This window comes from Cryobacterium sp. TMT2-4 (assembly GCF_004402575.1).
Classification (GTDB): domain Bacteria; phylum Actinomycetota; class Actinomycetes; order Actinomycetales; family Microbacteriaceae; genus Cryobacterium; species Cryobacterium sandaracinum.
Genome location: NZ_SOGE01000031.1, coordinates 70143 through 92482, shown reverse-complemented (window position 1 = coordinate 92482; position 22340 = coordinate 70143). Strand labels below are relative to the sequence as shown.

Genomic DNA, 22340 nt, shown 5'->3' with positions numbered 1-22340 from the left:
CGTAATTCCTGGACGTGCGGCAGTAGATCCCGCATAAGTGGGGGTCACTGAGTGAGAACGCCGGTTGCCGAACAAGCGGTGAACGCGCTGGACGGGACGCCCGAGACGCCACTGGCACCGACCTTCGCGCCCGTCGTGGTGACTGTATAAACGCAGAAGGCCGTTGAGGTTCCAGTGCCTTCAGTGAGCACGGGGATGGAACCCGGAGAGAGATAGTTGCCGCCTATCGCCAGCGGAGAAAAATACCCGTATTTGCCAGGCAAACTGGCCAGGTCGGCGGGAAGGAAACCCTTGTTATCCGTCGCGTACGCTACGACGGCGGTCTTGGCATTGCGCACGTCCGACTTCACGGCACTGTCCAGGGCGTTGTTTTGGATGCCCAAGTTCACTGGGATGGCGACCGCGGCCAGGATGCCGATGATGATGACGTCGACCAGGAGCTCCATCAGGGTGAAGCCATGCCCACCCTGCGACAGGCGCCCGCGACGAGCAGCTCCGGCGCGAGAGACGCTGCAAGTCATCATCTCTATCCGTTCCTGAATAGTGAAAGAGCAAAGGTGAACATGCCCACTACTGAGCGATGACCTGGGGGCGCTGTGCGGCACCCCCAGGTCGATGCGGCCGATTGTTACGGGGTGAGTACTCCGCCTGCACTGCACGCGGTCGTCCCGCTGGAGACGATGCCGGAGATGTCGCTGGCGCCGATCTTGGTGCCGGTCACCGCAGTGGCGATGATGCAGAATGCGCTACCGGTAAACGTGAGCGTGGGAAGCCCGGTGGCGGAGGTGTAGTTCCCGCCAGTTCCTGCCGGCGCGACGTAGCCGTATTTCGACGGCAGGGCGCCGAGGCTGGCAGGAAGCGCACCGTTGTTGTCGGTCGCGTATGCCGCGATAGCGGTCTTGGCGTTGGCCACGTCCGACTTCACTGCGCTGTCCTTGGCGTTGTTCTGGATGCCCAGGTACACCGGGATGGCGATCGCGGCCAGGATGCCGATGATGATGACGACGACGAGGAGCTCGATCAGGGTGAAGCCCTTTTCGTTCTGCTCGAGAGAATTGCGGCGGCGGTTCAGCCCGCCCATGATGCAAGAAATCATGAGAATATCCGTTCTATCTACTGCTGCTGTGGGCGGGAATTCCGGATCAGGCGAGCCAGAGTGATTCTGATGGTACGGGGAGAAATTTCCCAGAAAAATCCCACCAATGGGGGGTATTTTGCAATTCTCTTCCCCCAGTTGAAGGGACGCGGCAATCATCACCCCCCAGTTCGGGGACTACTTGATCAATGTTGGGGACTACTTGATCAAGGTGGAGATGTTAAAGATCGGCAGGTAGAGGGCGACGATCATGCCGCCGACGACGACGCCGAGGAAGGCCACCATCAAGGGTTCGATCATGGCGGTCAGTTGCTCGGTGGCAGACTCGACCTCTTGATCATAAAAGTCGGCGATCTTGTTCAGCATCTGTTCGAGGGAGCCGGAGTCCTCGCCCACTGAGATCATCTGGGTCACCATATTTGGGAAAACCGGTTCCTGGGCAAGGGGACCGCCGATGGAATGACCTTGGCGAACGGAGTCAGCCACCTTGACCAGTGCCTGCTCGACCACCCAGTTGCCCGAGGTCTCGCCTACGATGTGCAGGGCCTGAAGGATTGGTACGCCGGCGCCAATCATGTTCGCGAAGTTGCGACTAAATCGAGCGACCGCGATCTTCTTGAGCAGCTGCCCGAAGACCGGCAGCTTCAACTTGAGCGGATCAAGGAACTTGCGCACACGTTCCGTGTTCTTATTGCGCGGCCACCAGATCGCAAAGGCGATCCCGATCACGACGAGAATCGGAGCGACGTAAATCATCGACCGGGACAGATACACGAGCATCATCGTGGGGAGCGGGAGTTGCCCACCCAGATTCGTAAACATGTTCTCGAATACCGGAACGATGAAGATCAGCATCGCGACGACAGACACCAGAGACATGATGAGCACGATCACGGGATAGGTCATCGCAGACTTAATCGTGCCCCGCAGTTTGACTTCCTTTTCGAAGTTCTCGGCGATCGAGTCCAGCGAACCCTCTAGAAACCCGCCCGTTTCTCCGGCCCGAACCATGTTGACCATCAGCGGCGGAAACGACTCGGAATGTTTCGCCATCGCCTCCGAGATGGAGACGCCAGTCTCGACGTCGTCCCTAACTGCGACCAAGATCTTGGTGAGAGCCTTGCTCTCGGTTTGTTCGGCGAGGATGTTGAGCGTCCGAAGCAGGGACAGCCCCGCTCCGATCATGGTTGCCATCTGACGGCTCATGATCGCCAGATCTTTCAGGGTGACGCCCTTGCTGAAACCGGGAATGTTTATTTCCCGGCTGAGCCCGCTTCCCTCCGGCACGACGACCATGGAGATTGGCGACAGTCCCATTGTGCGGAGGCGCGACATTGCGGCGCTTTCCGAGGCGGCATCCAGACGCCCCTTGACTGCTTTGCCAGCAGCGTCGCGCGCCTTATAGGCGTAGGCAAGGCTCGTTGGCACTATCGCCCCCTGGGCGAGTAAGAGTCGCCGAAGTCGATGCCGCCGGCGGACATCGGGTTGACGGACGCCTCCATCGGGTCAACCCGTCGGATCAGCTGGTTCAACCCCTCGAGGTCCTGAGCCTTCTCTTCGGCGGATGCACGGGTGATCAGACCTGCGTCCACAAGCTCGGCAAGGTGCTGGTCCATGGTATGCATTCCCAGAGCGCGCCCGGCCTGCATCGAGGATGCGATTTGGTAGGTCTTGCCCTCGCGGATCAGGTTTGCGACCGCGGAGGTCGTGACCAGGACCTCGGTGGCGACCACCCGGCCGCCGCCGATCTTCTTGACCAGGGTCTGACAGACCACACCCTGCAGGGTGGCGGCCAGCTGCGCGCGCACCTGACCCTGCTGATGCGGCGGGAACACGTCGATCACGCGGTCGATGGTCTGGGACGCCGACTGCGTGTGCAGGGTGGCGAAGACGAGGTGGCCGGTCTCGGCAGCAGTCAGGGCCACGGAGATGGTCTCCAGGTCGCGCAGCTCGCCGATCAGAATCACGTCGGGGTCCTGGCGCAGCACGTGCTTGAGCGCGGAGGCGAAGCTTTTCGTGTCGTGGCCGACCTCGCGCTGGTTGACCAGCGACTTCTGATGCTTGTGCAGAAACTCGATCGGGTCTTCGACCGTGACGATGTGGTCGGCACGGGTGCGGTTGACCAGGTCGATCAGTGCCGCCAGGGTGGTGGACTTGCCCGAACCGGTGGGGCCGGTCACCAGAACCAGGCCGCGAGGAAGCTTGGCGAACTGGCCGACGGTTTCGGGGATGCCGAGCTCTTTCAGGGGCTTGATCTCGCGCGGGATCAGGCGGAACGCCCCGCCGATCGAGTTGCGCTGGTAGTAGTAGTTCACGCGAAAGCGCGCGCCGCCGGCCGTATAGGCGAAGTCGAGTTCGAGCTCCTCCTCGAACTGCGCGCGCTGCTTCGCCGAGAGGATGCTGTAGAGCGCAGAGGTGACCTTGTCACCCATCCACTTGCTCGCGCCCTCAATCGGCCGCAAGCCGCCATCGACACGGATGCTCGGCGGCGCTCCGACGGTGATGTGCAGGTCGGAGGCGTTCAGGTCGAGAACCTCGGCCAGGGCGTTCAGTAGGTCAAGGTCGGAGACCTCGTTGTCGCCGGTGCGGTTAGCGCGGGCGCGGCGCCCGGTCGTCTCGACCGCGCCGGTGTCCACCGGGAGGACCGTTGTCGCCGGCTGCGCGGCATCCGTAACATGGACGAACTCGAACTCCGCCGAGTCAGGAGCGGCCGGCGCGGCATCGTGCTCCGTCGGTTCGGCACCACGACGCTCGGGATCGCCGATGCTCCAGCTGCCCCCGGCGGCCCCAGGAGACGTGACCGGAATTTCATAGATGGGCTGGCTCATGCAGATATCCCCTTTCGCACTATGCGACCACTCGCAAGATTTCTTCGATCGATGTCAAACCCATTTGGGCCTTGGCCCAGCCATCCTCGCGGAGGGTGATCATGCCCTGTTCGCGCGCCACCCGGCCGATTTCGGCGCTCGATGCTCGGGCCACGGCGAGCCGCTCGATCTCCTCGGTCACGGTCATCACCTCGTGCACGGCGATGCGCCCCCGGTAACCGGTCTTCGAACACTGCGTGCAGCCGACCGCCTCGAAGATCGTGGGCAGCGGGCGCTCCGGGTCGAACGCGAAGCGGAGGCGCGTCAGGTAGTCGACGGTCAGCACGGATGGCGTCTTGCACTTGTCGCAGAGGCGCCGCGCCAGGCGTTGGGCGACCACGCAGTCCAGGGCGGAACCCACCAGGAAGGGCTCGATACCCATTTCCGTCAGCCGGGTGATGGCGCTCGGCGCGTCGTTGGTGTGCAGGGTGGAGAGCACGAGGTGGCCGGTCAGCGAGGCCTCGATGGCGATCTGTGCGGTCTCGTGGTCGCGGATCTCACCCAGCAGAACGACATCCGGGTCGCTTCGCAGGATGGAACGCAGCGCACTCGCGAAGGTGAGACCTGCCTTCGGGTTCACCTGCACCTGGTTGATGCCGGCCATGCGGTATTCGACCGGGTCTTCGACCGTGATCACGTTGATCTCGGGGCGGGCGACCGCACCCAGGGTCGTGTAGAGCGTGGTGGACTTGCCCGAACCGGTCGGACCGGTGATCAGGATCATGCCGTAAGGCTTGGAGTAGGAGGTCTTGTAGGCCTCGAAGTTGTGCTCGAGCAGGGCCAGCGCGCGCACGTCGAGGGTCGTGTTCGAGTTATCGAGAATTCGCATGACGACCTTCTCGCCCCACACTGTGGGGAGAGTCGCAACGCGCAGGTCGATCTGACGGCCGGCATGGCGCACGGTCATGCGGCCGTCCTGGGGTTTGCGCCGCTCGGCGATGTCGATATCGCTCATGATTTTGAGCCTGGAGATAACACCGTTCTGGATGCTCTTGGGTGCGGTCTGCATCTCGTGCAGCACGCCGTCGATGCGGTAGCGCACCCGCAGGCTGTGCTCGCCGGGTTCGATGTGGATGTCCGAGGCCAGGTCCTGGATGGCCTGGCTGACCAACAGGTTCACGAACCGCACGATCGGGGCATCGTCGTCGATGGAGTCCGAGACTCCGAAAGAGGAGCTCTCGGTGGCGGCGTTCTCTTCCTCGAGTGTGGAGGTGAGGTCGCTGAGCTCGTCGTCGGCGCGGTGGTAGCGGGTGATGGCGGCGAGCAGATCGCTGCGCTCGGCGACAACCTGGGTGACGCGCATCCGTGATGCTTCGCGCACGTCGTCGACGGCGAAGACGTTGCCAGGGTCGACCATGGCGAGGATGAGGCGGCCGTTGTCGACGGCGATCGGGAGCACTTCGTGGCGTTTGCAGACGGCCACCGGAACGAGAGCCACGGCGAGGCGATCGACCGGGTAGTCGATCAGCTCGACGAAGGGCAGGTTGGCCTGCTGGGCCCGAGCCTTGGCGAACTGAACCTCGGTGATGACGCCCTTGGCGACGAGGGCGCGGACGGCGCTCTCATCGGCGGGGTCGCCGGCCATGAGGTGGTCGAGCTCCTCGATCGGCAGCAGACCGTGCAGGATCAAGATTTCGGTGAGGCTGGCCACGCGATCCTCTCGAACAGGCTCGGTAAGTAAGTAACGGACAACACTATCTCGGGGGCAGGGAATCCGGCCAGACCCACAATGAGGGGACACGGTTCGAAAAAATGCCTCTGTTCAGTGATCCTAACGGGGCGGGGCTTCGACCCGACATAGACACGGCATCGACCCGGCTTCGACCCGGTTGCGGCGCGGCATCGACACGGTTGCGGCCCGGTTGCGGCCCGCAGAACGGCAGGCGGAATACGGCCGCTCCTGGGCGATGCCCGGGCCGGTCTCGGCCTGCTCGAAACGGTCTGGACGCCCATCAAAAGGTTGTCGATGATGTTCTGTGTGTAGCCCAGCGGGCCGGCATTCGTGTACTTCGTGGCGAGCCAGATGCCGCCCCTCAGAAAGTGGGACTCACCGAAAGCGCCGTCTGCCGTGTCGTCCGGATGATGCAACGGCGGCCCTCCGACTGGGTGAAGCACTCCAGTCCGTTTGCGACGAGCCGGGCCTCCACCGCGACGGTCTGTTCCAGGGTCACCCAGACCACAGTGGTGATGATCCCGGTGTCGGATCCCCCGTACGGGCTCGCCCAGACGCAGGTCAGGTGGTCGAGAGCGTCGATCTGGACGCGCAGCTCGGCATTGTCGGTGCCGTGGGACACGCCGGCATCCGGGTCCTGGCTCCAGACGGGGTTCAAGGTCAGGTCGCCGAGCGCCTCGCCCATGGCCGGGCTGTAGAGCTGCGTGCACGCGGTTGAACGTGGATCGCCCGGCGCCGCGGTCTGCCCGGGTGCGGATTGAGTCGGCTTGAGGATTGCGTCGGCTTGAGGGTTGCCGGGGGCGTGGTGGTGGTCGGAGAATCTGTAGCGGTGGGTGCGTTGGTCGGGGCGGGCGTCACGGTGGCGGTTCCGGTGGTCTCGCCTGCGCCCGGGAAACCTTCACCGCCCCGGGGTCTCCATTGAGGCAACCGGCGGTCTTGGACGGCTTCGGAGCGGCCGGAGTTGCTCAGAGATAAATTTTATTATTCTCTCAAATTATGTGAGTAACTCTCGAAACTGGGTGCGAGTTGAGGTATTCTCTTAACATGACCAACCTCGCGGAAGACCTCAGGCAGGCGGCCGATGCCGTGGCCCTGCTGGGCTCGTCATGCGCTGACTTCTCGGCCCTTCCTGATGCCGAGGTGTTGGCCGGTCAGAAGCGAATCGCTTCGATCCGCCGTCTCGTCGATACCTATGCTGCCTGGATGGCGGCGACCATCGCCGAGCGTTCCCGACCGGAGCTCGGGCACTCGGGTTTGGCGGCGCAGCAGGGGTATCTCTCCCCGGAGGCCCTGATTCAGAACTCGACCGGCTCGTCGAAGGGCGACGCGTACAAGCTGGTGGCGGTCGGCACCATGATGGCCGATGCCGAGGCGGCCGACAGGCTCGTCGAGGCGGCGCTCTCGACGCCCGACGCGGATGCCGCCGAGGTCGCCGAGGTCGAGGCGAAGGTGCCGTGGCAGGCGCCGATCGCCCGGGCCGTCATCGCCGGCACGCTCTCGGTTGACGCGGCCGAGGCGATCCGGGCAGGGCTCGGCCAGATCGATGCGGCAGTTACCGCGGAGAAGCTCGGGGTGGCCCTGGCGGCGCTGCTCACCGAGGCGTCGTCACTGAATGCCGATCAGGTGTTCAAGCAGGCGAGACGGATGCGCGACCGGCTCGATGAGGCCGGCATTGCCGCCCGCGAGAAGCAGGCCTACGACGACCGCTACCTGCGGGTCTACCGGCTGGGCAACGGCACCGTACGACTCAGCGGGCTGTTTGCCCCCGAAGACGGCGAGTTCGTGCTCTCCACCTTCGACTCGATCACGGGCCCCCGCCGCGGCGGGGTGCGATTCGTGGACGCAGAGCGGGCAGCCTGGGCAAAGAAGATGCAAGACGACCCCCGCACGACCGAACAGATCGCCGCGGACTCCCTCGTGCAGCTGCTGAAGATCGCCGGCGAGGTCGACCCGGGCCGGGTCTTCGGCGGACGCCGCCCCTCGGTGCGGGTGATCGTGACCGAGAAGGCGCTCAAGCCGGAAGCAGCCGCGCAGGAAGCAGAGGCGCGGCAGCCGGCCGCTCACGGGCAGATCGAGGGCAACCCGGTCCCGATCTCGCAGGAGACCATCGACCGACTCCTCTGCGACACCGGAACCCGCGGCATCAAATTCGACGCGGACGGCCAAATCATCAACGTCGGCCGCGACGAACGGCTCTTCACCGAGCACCAGCGCGCCGCGATGGCAGTCCGTGACGGTGGATGCCTCTGGGTCGACTGCGACAGGCCACCGGCGTGGACTGAGGCCCATCACGTCAACGAATGGTTGAAGGAAAACGGGTACACCGATTTGGCCGACGGAGTGCTGCTGTGCCATCCGCACCACTTGCTACTGCACAACCAGCACTGGACGATCATTCGCACCGGAACGCAGTACTGGCTTGGGCCACCGGTCGAGGTCGATCCAGAGCAGACACTGGTGGCGTTGCCGAGTAAGAGATCGGGGCTGTAGTCCAGTCACACTTCTCGACGACGGACAATGCGTCAACATCGGCCTCGCGCAGCGCCTCTTCACCGAGAAGCAGCGCGCGGGAATCGTGGCCCGCTACGTCGGATGCCGCTGGCCCGGCTACGAACGCCCGCCCGCCCGGACCGAAGCCCACCACCTCGACCAATGGCTCGCAGACGCCGGCGGCCCTGCCCGGCAAGAACGCCCTCCTGCAATCACCAAAACCCCCGGGAAACCGAAAATTCTGATGCTCACCGAATCTGAACCAGCACTGCTAGGTTTTCCCTAGGAACGACCAGGGGGCTGCAAGATGATTGAAAATTGGTACTGGATGCTTGTCTATCCGGCCTTGATACTGGTCGTGATGGAAACGCTTTGGATCGGTTCACGCCGGCGCCCCGGCTTCGGGCACAAGACTGCCATCGTGATCACCATTGTCGTGCGAATCATCTACCTCACGTGGCGCGTGTTGTTCACCATCCCGTCCGACGCCTGGTGGAACACTGCGACCGGCATTCTGCTGTTGACGGTCGAAGTACTCGGATTCGCACAATCGCTGGCGGTGTATGTCACCCTCTGGACCCCATACGCCGGGCGCACTGTGCCGTTGCCGCCAGCAGACGAGCTCCCGCGGGTCGACGTGTTCATTGCCACCTACAACGAGCCCGTGTCAATGCTCCGGATGACCATCGCCGGCGCCGTGGGCATGCGCTATCCGACCGACGGCGTTCGCGTTTTCGTCTGCGATGACGGCGCGCGTGAGGAAGTGCGCCAACTTGCCGAAGAGTACGGGGCCATCCATCTCATCCGGCCTGACCACGCTCACGCCAAAGCCGGCAACCTCAACAATGCGCTTGGGCGGAGCGACGGGGACCTGATCGTGACCCTGGACGCGGACATGGTTCCCCGGCCGGACTTCCTGGAGCGCACCGTCGGTCGTTTTCAGGACCCCGAGCTGGGCTTCGTCCAGGCGCCCCAGGCGTTCTACAACGAGGACCCGTTCCAGTACAACCTGTTCTCCGGTCAGGCTTTGCCGAACGAGCAGGACTTCTTCATGCGTACCCTGCAGGCCGGCAAATCACGCTTCAATGCGGTGATGTACGTGGGGAGCAACACGATGTTCCGCCGCTCGGCTTTGGAAAGCGTGGGCGGATTTGCAGTGGGTGTGATCACGGAGGATCTCGCCACGGGCCTCCTGATCCAGGGGGCCAAGTACCGGACCGAATTCGTGCCGGACATCATTGCGGCCGGGCTGGCCCCGGAGAACCTGGCCGACATGCTCAAGCAGCGTGACCGCTGGTGCCGCGGCAACATCCAGACGGCCCGCAAGTGGAACCCACTGACCCTGCCCGGACTCACACTCATGCAGAGGTGGCTCTATTCCGATGCGGTCGTCTACTGGTACTTCGGGGTTTTCAAGCTGATCTACATCATTACCCCGCTGCTCTTCCTCCTCTTCGGGGTGGTCGCCCTGGACACGAGCGTGGAGGCCCTGCTTATCTTCTGGCTGCCCACCTATCTCTGCGTGATGCTGTGTTTCGCCATCATCGTCGGACGTCGCCGGAGCCATTCCTGGAGCAACATCTACGAATTGGCTCTGACCCCCGCCATCGCGCTCTCCGCGGCAGCTGAGACGCTGGGCCTGCGAGTCAAAGCCTTCAACGTCACCCCCAAGGGCGTTGGCCTGAAAGAACAGGTCTTCCACTGGCGAATCGCGCTCCCCCACCTGGTGCTTCTGACCCTGGCGGCCGTCGGCCTGGTGCGAGGAATCTTCCTCAGCCCGGAACTCGCCAACACGAGCGCGCTGTACATCAACGTCTTTTGGTGCCTGTACTTCGTGGTCGGCCTGGTGCTGGCCGTCACTCTGTGCGTTGAGCGTCCACGCCTCCGGTCAGCCGAGCGCACGCCGATGAGTACACCGGTGATCGCAGCCTTCCAGAATTTTGGCGCTCACCCGGGTGAACTCGTCGACCTGAGCCTGATGGGTGCACGCATATCCATTCCCTGGTCGGAGCGGCTCGACCCGAAGGGCTTCGCCTCCAAGGCATCGTCGGTCACCGCTCTTCAGATCCCTGAGGTCGGCGAACTGCCCGGAATAGGCAGCTGGATCGTGAACTCCTCGGACGGTGTGACGATCGGCTTCCGTTTCGATCCGCTCACCCCAGAGCAGACCGTGGACCTGGTACAGGTGATCACCGAATCACCGAGCTGGGTCCGGGGAGACGAGGAGGAGAAGGCCTACCTCGCCACTGCCGGCTGGCGTGCAGTACGTGGGGCCACAACGCCCACGCTTCCCTGGCGGCGCGCCCAGGTTCGGATGGCTACCAGCTCGTCGGCTGTTTTGCATCCCGTCACCCTCTTCGAGCGCGGCCCAGCTCTCGAACTCGCCCGGGAACGTGAGGCCGCGTTCGCCGTCGACCGCGTGCCCACCGCCGCGGCGGGAGGGCTGGCACTCGACGTCGTCGATCATCCGGAAGCGGAATCCCTGGATCGGGATCCCGGGGCGCTCACGGCAGCGGTCGAGGACATCGGCTTCGGCGGGTGCCGCCTATCGCTCCGCCACCGTCTGGAACCGGGAGCGCTCGTCATCGTCGAGATCCCCGGAAGCCTGGCACAACCGGAGGTGGCCGAGGTGCGGTGGGTGAAACGACGCTGGGTGGGCTACGAGGCCGGCCTTCAATTCGACCGGGCGAACCCGACGGGGTAAGGCCGAGCGGTGGCACTCTCATGGGGCGGCTGCGACATCACCCTCCGTCCCGGGCACCGTAGAGCGCCAGGGCTAGTGGGCGAACTGCACTTCGGGATGCACGGACGGCGTGGGCTTGGAGAACAGATAGCCCTGGCCGAAGCGGCAGCCCATGGATCTCAGCAGGTCCCGCTGGCTCGTCGTCTCGATGCCCTCGGCGACGACATCCAGGTTCAGGGAATCGGCCAGACGCAGGATTCCCTCCACGATCGCGCGATCGTGATCGGAGCTCTCGACGTCGCGAATGAACGTCAGGTCGATCTTGAGCAGGTCAACCGTGAACGCGCGCAGGTGCGTGAAAGATGAATACCCCGTGCCGAAGTCGTCGATGGCCAACCGCACGCCCAGGCTCCGCAGCTCCTGGAAGGTCCGGGCCGCGGAATCGATGGCGTCGAGCACCGCGCTCTCGGTCAGCTCCAGCCAGAGCTGTTCCGGCGGCAGACCCGACTCGGCGAGGGCCCGCTTGACGACGTCACCGAAGTCATCCTGCACGAATTGCCGCGCGGACACGTTGACGCTGACCGCCACTCCCTGAGCCAGCCCCCTGGCCGCCCGGCACGCCTGGCCGAGCACCGTCGATCCGATTCCCTTGATCAGACCCACTTCCTCGGCGAGAGCAATGAAGTCACCCGGCATCACGAGCCCGCGCTCGGGCCTCCGCCAGCGTGCCAAAGCCTCGGTCGCCACCACCTTGTGGTCCTGCAGATCCACGATCGGCTGATACCAGGATTCGATCTGGCCCAGTTCCACCGCGTCGCGCAGGGCCAACTCGCTGTCGAGCCGCTGATGGATGCGGTACCGCAGGTCGTCGTCGAAGACCTCGTAGCGGGCGCGCCCGCGGTCCTTCGCCAGGTACATGGCCTGATCCGCATTGCGCAGGAGCAGTTCGGCATCGTCGTGCCCGAGGCCGAAAGCAATCCCGATGCTGGCGTCGACGGATGCCGACTGGTCGCCGATCGTGATCGGCCGCGCGATGGCCGCCTGGATCGAATCGGCAATCCGGTGCACATCCTCGCTGCCACCGACATCCGGGCAGATCACGACGAACTCGTCGCCTCCGATCCGGGACACCGTGTCGCCGGCCCGGATGCTTTGCCGGAGGCGGATGGCAACCTCGTTCAGCACTGTGTCACCGGCGTGGTGCCCAAGGCTGTCATTGACGAACTTGAACCGGTCGAGGTCGATGAATAGCACCGCAACGCCGCGACCCTGGCGCGACGCCTGCAGAAGCGCCTGCTTCAACCGGTCGAGCAGGAGCAGACGGTTGGGCAGGTTCGTCAGCGGGTCATGGAATGCCAGGTGCTCAACCCGCGCCTCGGCCAGGCGTCGGGCGGTGATGTCCTCCAGCTGGTACAGCAGTCCCCCGGCCTGGTCGCCCTCGAAGATCTCGGCGATGCTGACCTTGACCCAGGTTTCCTGATTGCCTTCGTGGCGCATCCGCCGGTCGATGCGTTGTCGGGTCGACGGACCTTCCAGGCCAGCGCTCTCCATCTCCTCATCGTCAGCGTCCTCAGCCGGCATGAAGATCGTCTCGATATGGGCGCTGACAAGCGGGTTCTGGTGACCCGCCAGTTCCAGGAGCCGCCTGTTGGCGGCCACTACCTGTCCGTCAAGCGTCACGATGGCCGTTCCCAACGGCGAGGAAGCGAAGGCAGCCTCGAACCGGGCCGCGGCGGCCGTGGCCGCGTTCTCGGCCTCACGCTGCGCGGTGACATCGGTGACGCTGGCCAGGTGCCCGATGATGCCCTTCTCATCACGCATCGGAGCGGTGTTCACCTGCACCCAGTTGATGTGGCCCTCAGGGGTGCGGAACCGCAGGGTGGTTTCGTAGGGCTCGCCGGCTGCGGCGCTCGCTTCCCAACCGAGGAGCACCCGTTCTGCGTCATCCGGATGGAGCGCGGTGGCCCAGCCGTCGCGGCGCGACTGACTCTTCGTGAGGCCGCTGAGTGCCAGCCACTGGTCGTTGGCGGACACGAGCCCGCCCGCGGCATCCATCTGCACGATTCCAACGGGTGCGATCTTGATGAGGGTGTGCAGCGTGTCGGCCGTCTCCGCGAGCTGGCGGGTTCGGTTCTCGACCGTCGCCTCCAACGTATGGTTGGCCTCAGCGAGAGCCTGCATCGCGCCATCACGCTGACGATCGAGGTCACGCAGCCGGCGGGCAGCGACCCACGCCAGCACGCAGCTGAGCACTGTCATGCCGAGGATCAGGATGGCGACGCCGAAGGCCGTGTCGTACCAGCCCTGGCGCTGTCCCCACAGCCGCAGCCAACCGAGGATGAACGGTCCCAGAACTAGGAATGGAATGACCTGGCGGAGGAGCCGACCCGCACTGCCACCGTCTCGGAAGAGGCCGATCAGACCGGCATCGGGGCGCTGAATCAACAGGGCCGTGGCGAGGATTCCGACGCCCAAGGCCGTCTGCCAGGCCATACTCGTGTAGCCGCCCAGCGAATACAGCGAGGAGACGCCATAGGCATAACCCAGGATCGCGACCAGGCTGACGCCCAGAGCCGCGAATGCGAAGCCGAGCATCACGGCGGATCGAGCGGCCCGGCTGGCGATGACGGACGCACCGAGCAGGACCAGCGCCACCGACGTGGACGGCGCCATCCGCTCCGACCGCCCGCCGAAGTCGATTCCCGGCAGGAGCACATCGATGCCGAGTGATCGGCCGACGACGAACTCCGCGATCGTGAGGGCGCCGATCATCAGTGCCAGCAGACCCAGGATCACGGTCAGCCTGCGACGATCGACGGCCAGCACGGCAACCGCCACCAGCACGAGCCCCAGGGCTGCCATCGGCTTCATCGCCAGCAGGTCGCGGAGCACGGGCGGCAGGGCGTCGACTCCGACGTACCAACTGACCAGCACCAGGAGACCCATGGCACCGACTAGCGCTCCACCGAGCTGCCCGACCAACCGCATACTGTTCCTCTGCTCCCGAAAAGCAGGTCTGCCGGTCGTTGCTTCTACCCTACTTTGTGCGCGGATTGCGGATCTCCCGGGCGACTACTCGTCGGCCCACACGTTGGCGATGATGTCGTGCGTGTAGCCGTCCGGTCCGGTATTGACATATCTGGTGGCCAGCCAGATGTCGTCGCGAAGAAAGTGCGACTCACCGACGAGTTCACCATCCTCGGTTGTCTCGATGAGGCAACGCATTCCGCCGAGTTCCTCGTAGCAGTTCATACCTGCGGCGGTCAGCCGGCTTTGAATCTTGGTCGACTGTTCCGGGGTCACCCACACCAACTCCGTGGTCAGTCCCAGGCCGGACCCGCCGTTGGCGTTCGCCCACACGCAGGTGAGGCGCTCCCCGGTAGCGTCGATCAGGGCGATCAACTCCGGGTCCCCGGACCCGCGGTTGACGTCCGAGTTCTCCTCAGCGACCCAGGCCGGGTTGAGCACCAGGTCATCGAAAGCGGCCACGATCGCCGGGCTGTAGAGCTCATCACAGGTCGACGGATGCGGCCCATCCGTCGTGGCCGTCGGAGCAGGCACACTCGCGAGGGCCAGGGGCGCAGGGGACGAGTGCGGCTGCGGCCGCCCGACCGCCTCTCGCTCCGGCGCGCCCGCGCCGCCCCGCCAGACAATGAGCAGGACAATGAGGGCGATGACCAGCATGGAGCCGACGGCGCCGAGGAGCACCCACATCCGTCGACGCGTCATTGCCGAAGCGGACACCGGACCTGCACCCATGCGATACCCCCAGAAAGATTCTGGATCAGCCTATCGCGGGTCTCGACAGGCTCGGGTTTCGACAGGCTCGACCAGCGGAGGCGAACGGGCTTAACCGAGGACGGCCCCCTGCCGAGGCAGGAGGCCGTCCGTGGAACCTATCGCTAGTGACTAGTTGTAGGTGCCGGGGGTGAAGTCATCCGACGAAAAGCTGTCGAAGTCGACGAAGCTCAGGTCACCCTCGTTGAACGCTGCATCATCGGTGAAGATGCGGTTCGGGTAACGCTCAGCCTTGGCTTCATCCGTTGCCTCGACGGTGACGTCGCGGTAGCGGGGAAGACCGGTGCCGGCCGGGATCAACTTACCGATGATCACGTTCTCCTTGAGGCCCATCAGCGGGTCGCTCTTGCCTTCCATGGCCGCCTGGGTCAGAACCCGGGTGGTCTCCTGGAAGGAAGCGGCCGACAGCCAGGACTCGGTCGCCAACGAAGCCTTGGTGATACCCATGACTTCTTGACGAGCCGACGCCGTCTTCTTGCCCTCGGTGAGCGCGGTGCGGTTGAGGTCGTTGTACTTCAACCGGTCAACGAGCTCGCCGGGGAGCAGGCCGGTGTCGCCGTGCTCGACGACGGTCACCTTGCGCAGCATCTGGCGAACGATGACCTCGATGTGCTTGTCGTGAATCGGCACACCCTGCGACCGGTAGACATCCTGCACGCCACCGACGATGTGCTTCTGCACGGCGCGAACACCCTTGACGCGAAGAACTTCCTTCGGGTCGACGGCGCCGATGATGATCTGCGTGCCGAGCTCGACATGCTGGCCATCCTCGACGAGGAGAGTGGAGCGCTTGAGCACCGGGTAGGCAATCGGCTCATCGCCGTTGTCGGGGGTCAGGATGACCTTCCGGCTGCGGTCGGTGTCCTCGATGGTGATGCGACCGGCGGTGTCGACGATCGGCGACGCACCCTTGGGGGTACGCGCCTCAAACAGTTCCTGCACACGAGGCAGACCCTGGGTGATGTCATCGGCGGATGCCGATCCACCGGTGTGGAAAGTACGCATTGTGAGCTGGGTACCCGGTTCACCGATGGACTGTGCGGCGATGATACCGACGGCCTCACCGATGTCGACGAGCAGCCCGGTGGCGAGCGAGCGGCCGTAGCAGACCGCACACACTCCGACGGCCGACTCACAGGTCAGCACGGAGCGCACCTTGATGGTCTCGACACCGGCCTCGACCAGCTTGTCGATGAGCACGTCACCCACGTCGTCGCCGGCGTCAGCCACGATCTCACCCTTGGCGTTGACCGCCGGGGTGGCCAGGCTGCGAGCGTAGACCGCGTTCTCCACGTTGGGGTGGCGGACGAGATCGCCCATCGGGTTGACCTCGGCGATCGGCAGTTCCAGACCCTTGGTCGTGCCACAGTCGTCTTCGCGGATGATGACATCCTGCGAGACGTCCACGAGACGACGCGTGAGGTACCCGGAGTCGGCGGTACGCAGAGCCGTGTCGGCCAGACCCTTACGAGCACCGTGAGTAGCAATGAAGTACTCGGCGACGGACAGGCCTTCGCGGTAGCTCGAGATGATCGGGCGAGGAATGATCTCACCCTTCGGGTTGTTGACCAGGCCTCGCATACCAGCGATGTTCCGCACCTGCAGCCAGTTACCACGGGCACCGGAGGTGACCATGCGGTTGATGGTGTTGTCGGCCGGGAAGTTCTCCTGCATGGCCGCGGCGACGTCTTCGGTTGCCTTGGTCCAGATCTGGATGAGCTCCTGGCGACGCTCGAGGTCGGTCGTGAGACCCTTCTCGAACTGCGACTGCACCTTGGCGGCCTGCTTCTCATAGCCGGCAACGATCTGCGGCTTGTTCGGCGGGGTCAGGATGTCGCTGAGCGCCACGGTCACACCGGACCGGGTGGCCCAGTAGAAACCGGCGTCCTTGACGCGGTCAAGCGTCGCGGCGACTTCCACCTTCGGGTACCGTTCGGCGAGGTCGTTGACGATCGCCGAGAGGCTGCCCTTGTCGGCGACCTTTTCGAAGTACGGGTAGTCAACCGGCATGGCCTCGTTGAAGATCGCGCGGCCGAGCGTGGTGGTCACCAACACGGTTCCGACGGCCTGGCCGTTGACGAGTTCGACGCCTTCGGGCTGCGTGCCCTCCTCGAAGTACTTGTCGGCCAAACGGATGCGCACCTTGGCGTTCAGGTCGAGGCCCTGGTTCGCGTCCTTCTTCTGGTCGAAAGCGAGAATCGCTTCCGCGATCGAGGAGAACGCCCGGCCCTCGCCGATGACGCCTTCCTTGAGCGTGGTCAGGTGGTGCAGACCGATGATCATGTCCTGGGTGGGCAGGGTCACCGGGCGACCGTCAGACGGCTTCAGGATGTTGTTCGAGGCGAGCATCAGGATGCGCGCTTCGGCCTGGGCTTCCATCGACAGCGGCAGGTGGACTGCCATCTGGTCACCGTCGAAGTCGGCGTTGAACGCGGCACAGACGAGAGGGTGCAGCTGGATCGCCTTACCCTCCACGAGCTGAGGCTCGAACGCCTGGATGCCGAGGCGGTGGAGCGTCGGCGCCCGGTTCAGCAGCACGGGGCGCTCGCGGATGATCTCCTCGAGCACGTCCCAGACCTGCGGGCGTGAACGCTCGACCATGCGCTTGGCGGCCTTGATGTTCTGAGCGTGGCTCAGGTCGATCAGGCGCTTGATCACGAACGGCTTGAACAGCTCGAGTGCCATCTGCTTGGGCAGACCACACTGGTGCAGCTTGAGCTGCGGGCCGACGACGATGACCGAACGGCCGGAGTAGTCGACGCGCTTGCCGAGCAGGTTCTGACGGAAACGACCCTGCTTGCCCTTGAGCATGTCGCTCAGTGACTTGAGGGCGCGGTTTCCGGTACCCGTGACGGGGCGGCCACGACGACCGTTGTCGAAGAGTGCGTCAACGGCCTCCTGCAGCATCCGCTTCTCGTTGTTCACAATGATCTCGGGGGCACCGAGGTCAAGCAGACGACGCAGGCGGTTGTTGCGGTTGATCACGCGACGGTAGAGGTCGTTGAGGTCGGAGGTCGCGAAGCGGCCACCGTCGAGCTGCACCATCGGGCGCAGTTCGGGCGGGATCACGGGGACGACGTCGAGCACCATCGCGGCCGGCGAGTTGCCGGTGATGATGAACGCGTTGACCACGCGGAGGCGCTTGATCGCACGGATCTTCTTCTGGCCCTTGCCCTCGGCGATCTGCAGGTGCAGGTTTTCGCTCTCGGTGACCAGGTCGAAGGCCAGCAGGCGCTTCTTGATGGCTTCGGCGCCCATGTAGGCCTCGAAGTACATGCCGAAACGGTCCTGCAGCTCGTGGAAGACGGAGTCTTCGGGCTTCAGGTCGCCGACCTTGAGGGTGCGGAAGTCTTCCCAAACGCGCTCGAGGTGAGCGATCTGCTCGTCGAGAGACTTGCGGACCTGGCTCATCTCCTTTTCGGCGGCGTCCTTGGTGCGCTTCTTCTGGTCGCTCTTGGCACCTTCGGCCTCCAGCGCTGCGAGGTCGGTTTCCAGGCGCTGCAGACGGTCAGCGATGCGGGAATCGCGCTGGCCCTCGATGGTCTTGATCTCGAGGCGGAGCTCGTTCTCAAGGCCGGGCATGTCCTGGTGGCGGCCGTCTTCGTCAACCGTGATGACCATGTACGCGGCGAAGTAGATGACCTTTTCGAGGTCCTTCGGAGCCATGTCCAGCAGGTAGCCGAGACGCGAGGGGACACCCTTGAAGTACCAGATGTGGGTGACCGGGGCGGCGAGCTCGATGTGGCCCATGCGCTCACGGCGCACCGACGACTTCGTGACCTCGACGCCGCAGCGCTCGCAGACGATGCCTTTGAAGCGCACTCGCTTGTACTTGCCGCATGAGCATTCCCAGTCCCTGGACGGGCCGAAGATCTGCTCGCCGAACAGGCCGTCTTTTTCCGGCTTGAGCGTGCGGTAGTTGATTGTTTCGGGCTTCTTGACTTCACCGTGAGACCAGCGACGGATGTCGTCGGCGGTCGCAAGGCCAATGCGAAGCTCGTCAAATGTGGTTACGTCGAGCAATTTCTCTCCTTGGAAAGTATTCGAAGTGTTCGTCATCGGCCGGGCCTAGATGTCGTCGATCGAAGACGACTCAAACCGGGTGGAAATGTTGATGCCGAGTTCTTCCGCAGCGCGGAACACCTCGTCATCCGTGTCGCGCAGGCTGACGGCGGTACCGTCGCTCGACAGCACCTCGACGTTCAGGCACAGCGACTGCATTTCCTTGATCAGAACCTTGAAGCTCTCGGGGATACCCGGCTCCTGAATGTTCTCGCCCTTGACGATGGCCTCGTAGACCTTCACCCGGCCGAGGATGTCATCGCTCTTGATGGTCAGGAGTTCCTGCAGGGCATAAGCGGCTCCGTATGCTTCGAGCGCCCACACCTCCATCTCACCGAAACGCTGTCCGCCGAACTGCGCCTTACCACCCAGCGGCTGCTGCGTGATCATGGAGTAGGGGCCGGTGGAACGGGCGTGGATCTTGTCATCGACAAGGTGGTGCAGCTTCAGGATGTACATGTAGCCCACGGAAACCGGGTTGGGGAACGGTTCGCCGGAGCGGCCGTCGAACAACTGGGTCTTACCGGTGCGGTCGATCAGGCGGTCGCCGTCACGAGTCGGGGTCGTCGAGTCGAGGAGACCCTCGATCTCGACCTCGAGCGCGCCGTCGAATACCGGGGTCGCGACCTTGGTGTTCGGAGCTGCGCTGTGCGCGGCCTCGGGCAGACGGCCGGCCCACTTGGGCTTGCCTTCCACCTGCCAGCCCTGCTTGGCGATCCAGCCCAGGTGGGTTTCCAGAACCTGACCGAAGTTCATTCGGCCCGGGATGCCCAGCGGGTTGAGGATGATGTCGACCGGGGTTCCGTCGGCGAGGAACGGCATGTCCTCGATCGGCAGGATGCGGGAGATGACACCCTTGTTGCCGTGACGGCCGGCGAGCTTGTCACCCTCGGTGATCTTGCGCTTCTGCGCGATGAAGACCGCGACGCGCTGGTTGACGCCCGAGCCGAGCTCGTCGTCGCCGTCCTGCGAGTCGAAGACCTTGACACCGATGATGGTGCCGCGCTCACCGTGGGGAACCTTGAGGCTCGTGTCGCGAACTTCGCGGCTCTTCTCGTTGAAGATGGCACGCAGCAGGCGCTCCTCGGCGGACAGCTCGGTCTCGCCCTTGGGCGTGACCTTGCCGACAAGGATGTCGCCGGGGCGAACCTCGGCACCGATCCGGATGATGCCGCGTTCGTCGAGGTCGGCGAGCAGATCGGGCGACACGTTGGGCAGGTCGCGGGTGATCTCTTCCTTGCCCAGCTTGGTGTCGCGAGCGTCGACCTCGTATTCCTCGATGTGAATCGACGAGAGGGTGTCGTCCTTGACCAGGTTCTGGCTCAGGATGATCGCGTCCTCGAAGTTGTAGCCTTCCCATGGCATGAACGCGACGAGCAGGTTCTTGCCGAGAGCGAGTTCTCCGTTTTCGGTGGCGGGGCCATCGGCGATGACTTCGCCGACTTCGATCCGCTCGCCGGCCTGCACGATGACGCGGTGGTTGTAGCTCGTGCCCTGGTTGGAGCGCGCGAACTTGCGCAGGTAGTACTCCTGCGTGCCGCCCTCGTCGAGCTGAATGGTGACGACGTCGGCCGAAACCTCCATCACCACGCCGGCCTTGTCGGCGGTGAGCACGTCACCGGCGTCGATGGCCGCAAAAACCTCCATGCCGGTACCGACGAGCGGGCTCTCGCTCATCAGGAGCGGGACGGCCTGACGCTGCATGTTGGCACCCATGAGGGCGCGGTTCGCATCGTCGTGCTCGAGGAACGGGATGAGCGAGGTGGCGACGGACACCATCTGGCGAGGCGAAACATCCATGTAGCCAATGTCTTCCGCGGGGAAGAGGTCGACCTCTCCACCCTTCTTGCGGGCGAGAACACGGGCGTCGGCGAAGTGCCAGTCCTTGGTGAGCGGGGCGTTCGCCTGGGCGACGATGAACTCGTCTTCTTCGCTGGCGGTGAGGTAGTCGATCTGGTCGTTCATGACCTTGCCATCGACGACGCGGCGGTACGGGGTCTCAATGAAACCGAAGGCGTTGATCCGCGCGAACGAGGCGAGCGAACCGATCAGGCCGATGTTCGGGCCTTCCGGGGTTTCGATGGGGCACATGCGGCCGTAGTGCGAGGGGTGAACGTCTCGCACCTCGACGCCGGCACGGTCACGGGACAGACCACCCGGACCCAGCGCGGACAGGCGACGCTTGTGCGTCAGTCCGGCGAGCGGGTTGTTCTGGTCCATGAACTGCGACAGCTGGCTGGTACCGAAGAACTCCTTGATCGCGGCGACGACGGGGCGCACGTTGATCAGGGTCTGCGGGGTGATCGCTTCGATGTCCTGCGTGGTCATGCGCTCGCGAACGACGCGCTCCATGCGGGACAGGCCGGTGCGCACCTGGTTCTGGATGAGCTCGCCGACGGCACGGATGCGACGGTTGCCGAAGTGGTCGATGTCGTCGATGTCGATGCGGATGTCGGTCTGCTTGCCGTCGCGGACGCCGGCGATCGTGGTCTGGTTGTCGTGCAGCGCAACCAGGTACTTGATCGTGGCCAGGATGTCCTTAAGTGTCAGCACGGAGTCGCTGAGCGGCGCTTCGAGTCCGAGCTTGCGGTTGATCTTGTAACGACCGACCTTGGCCAGGTCGTAGCGCTTGGAGTTGAAGAAGAAGTTGTCGAGGAGCGCACGCGCGGCCTCGGCGGCAACTTGCTCGCCCGGACGCAGCTTGCGGTAGATGTCCTTGAGGGCTTCTTCCTTGGTGAGGATGTTGTCCTTCTCAAGGGTGAGTTCGATCGACGCGAAGCCCTTGAACTCCTCGAGGATCTCTTCGCTCGTGAGGCCGAGGGCCTTGAGGAAGACGGTGACGGACTGCTTGCGCTTGCGGTCGATGCGAACGCCGACCTGGTCGCGCTTGTCAATCTCGAATTCGAGCCAGGCACCGCGGCTCGGGATGACGCGAGCGGAGTAGATGTCCTTGTCGGACGTCTTCTCCTGCTGGCGGTCGAAGTAGACGCCCGGGGAGCGGACCAGCTGTGAGACAACGACACGCTCGGTGCCGTTGATCACGAAGGTGCCCTTGGGGGTCATCAGCGGGAAGTCACCCATGAACACGGTCTGGGTCTTGATCTCACCGGTGAGGTGGTTCATGAACTCAGCGTTCACATAGAGAGGTGCGGAGTAGGTCTTACCCTTTTCCTTGCACTCGTCAATGGTGTACTTCTCCGGCTCGAGTTCCGGGTTTGTGAACGACAGCTGCATCGTTTCGCCGAGGTCCTCGATGGGTGAGATCTCTTCGAAGATCTCGTCGAGCCCCGTGCGAGTCGGCAGGTCCTGTCGACCGGCCGCCTGGCCTTCTGCGACACGCTGTTTCCAGTTGTCGTTACCGACGAGCCAATCGAAGCTCTCGGTCTGCAAAGCAAGCAGATCCGGAACAGTCAGATTGTCGGTGATCTTCGCGAACGAAAGACGGCCAGCGGCGCGTCCGTTCTTGGGTGAGTTGGTGGTTGCGTTGCGCGCAGCAGCCAAGGAAATAACCTCCGTGGACCCCGTCAGGTCTAGTCACTGTTAGTAAGGAATACCGAGTACGAACTCCTCAGACCCTCGCGTTCTGAAATTCCGGTGTTCTGAAATCCTGGAACGAGGTATGCGTCAAGGTGGCTTGAGCACGCAAAGCCGACCGCAATATGAAGGCAGAGT

General features: G+C 64.0%; 12 protein-coding genes. 2 read left to right on the top strand and 10 right to left on the bottom strand.

What is annotated here, in order from left to right; all coding sequences use genetic code 11:
- Positions 1–44: 44 nt before the first annotated feature.
- From E3O54_RS10425 to E3O54_RS10400, 6 genes are all read right to left on the bottom strand, one after another.
- The gene (locus E3O54_RS10425) at positions 45–521 is read right to left on the bottom strand and encodes a type II secretion system protein (RefSeq protein WP_255570311.1); all 477 of its coding nucleotides are present in this window, start codon (positions 519–521) and stop codon (positions 45–47) included.
- Positions 522–628: 107 nt separating this feature from the next.
- On the bottom strand, positions 629–1096 hold the full coding sequence (locus E3O54_RS10420) for a type II secretion system protein (protein ID WP_134401549.1): 468 nt from the start codon (positions 1094–1096) through the stop codon (positions 629–631).
- 198 nt (positions 1097–1294) lie between these two features.
- A complete protein-coding gene (locus E3O54_RS10415) occupies positions 1295–2524 on the bottom strand; it encodes a type II secretion system F family protein (RefSeq protein WP_241976857.1) in 1230 nt (409 codons plus the stop codon).
- Positions 2524–3924: a type IV pilus twitching motility protein PilT gene (locus E3O54_RS10410; RefSeq protein ID WP_134401548.1), complete on the bottom strand. Its 1401-nt coding sequence runs from the start codon at positions 3922–3924 to the stop codon at positions 2524–2526. Before E3O54_RS10410 ends, E3O54_RS10415 begins: the two co-directional genes overlap by 1 nt.
- Before the next feature lie 19 nt (positions 3925–3943).
- Positions 3944–5614, bottom strand: coding sequence for a GspE/PulE family protein (locus E3O54_RS10405; RefSeq protein WP_104100986.1), 1671 nt, complete (start codon positions 5612–5614; stop codon positions 3944–3946).
- Between the two features lie 382 nt (positions 5615–5996).
- Entirely contained in the window at positions 5997–6320 is a 324-nt protein-coding gene (locus E3O54_RS10400; RefSeq protein WP_134401547.1) for a hypothetical protein, read from the bottom strand.
- Positions 6321–6679: 359 nt separating this feature from the next.
- On the opposite strand from E3O54_RS10400, the gene E3O54_RS10395 reads away from it, so the two are divergent.
- Positions 6680–8125: a DUF222 domain-containing protein gene (locus tag E3O54_RS10395; RefSeq protein ID WP_134401546.1), complete on the top strand. Its 1446-nt coding sequence runs from the start codon at positions 6680–6682 to the stop codon at positions 8123–8125.
- 307 nt (positions 8126–8432) lie between these two features.
- The gene (locus tag E3O54_RS10390) at positions 8433–10829 is read left to right on the top strand and encodes a glycosyltransferase family 2 protein (protein WP_134401545.1); all 2397 of its coding nucleotides are present in this window, start codon (positions 8433–8435) and stop codon (positions 10827–10829) included.
- A gap of 72 nt (positions 10830–10901) precedes the next feature.
- Here the strand turns inward: E3O54_RS10390 and E3O54_RS10385 are convergent, their stop codons facing one another.
- The 4 genes from E3O54_RS10385 to rpoB all read right to left on the bottom strand — a co-directional run bounded on the left by E3O54_RS10385 (position 10902) and on the right by rpoB (position 22169).
- Positions 10902–13796 (bottom strand): bifunctional diguanylate cyclase/phosphodiesterase, encoded by a 2895-nt coding sequence (locus E3O54_RS10385; RefSeq protein WP_134401544.1) that lies wholly within the window; start codon positions 13794–13796, stop codon positions 10902–10904.
- 84 nt (positions 13797–13880) lie between these two features.
- A complete protein-coding gene (locus tag E3O54_RS10380) occupies positions 13881–14537 on the bottom strand; it encodes a hypothetical protein (RefSeq protein WP_134401543.1) in 657 nt (218 codons plus the stop codon).
- Between the two features lie 180 nt (positions 14538–14717).
- Positions 14718–18629 (bottom strand): DNA-directed RNA polymerase subunit beta', encoded by a 3912-nt coding sequence (locus tag E3O54_RS10375; RefSeq protein WP_104100992.1) that lies wholly within the window; start codon positions 18627–18629, stop codon positions 14718–14720.
- A 45-nt stretch (positions 18630–18674) separates the two neighbouring features.
- Positions 18675–22169 carry a DNA-directed RNA polymerase subunit beta gene (gene rpoB / locus E3O54_RS10370; protein ID WP_104100993.1) on the bottom strand — a complete coding sequence of 1165 codons (3495 nt, stop codon included), beginning with the start codon at positions 22167–22169 and terminating at the stop codon, positions 18675–18677.
- Positions 22170–22340 lie beyond the last annotated feature (171 nt).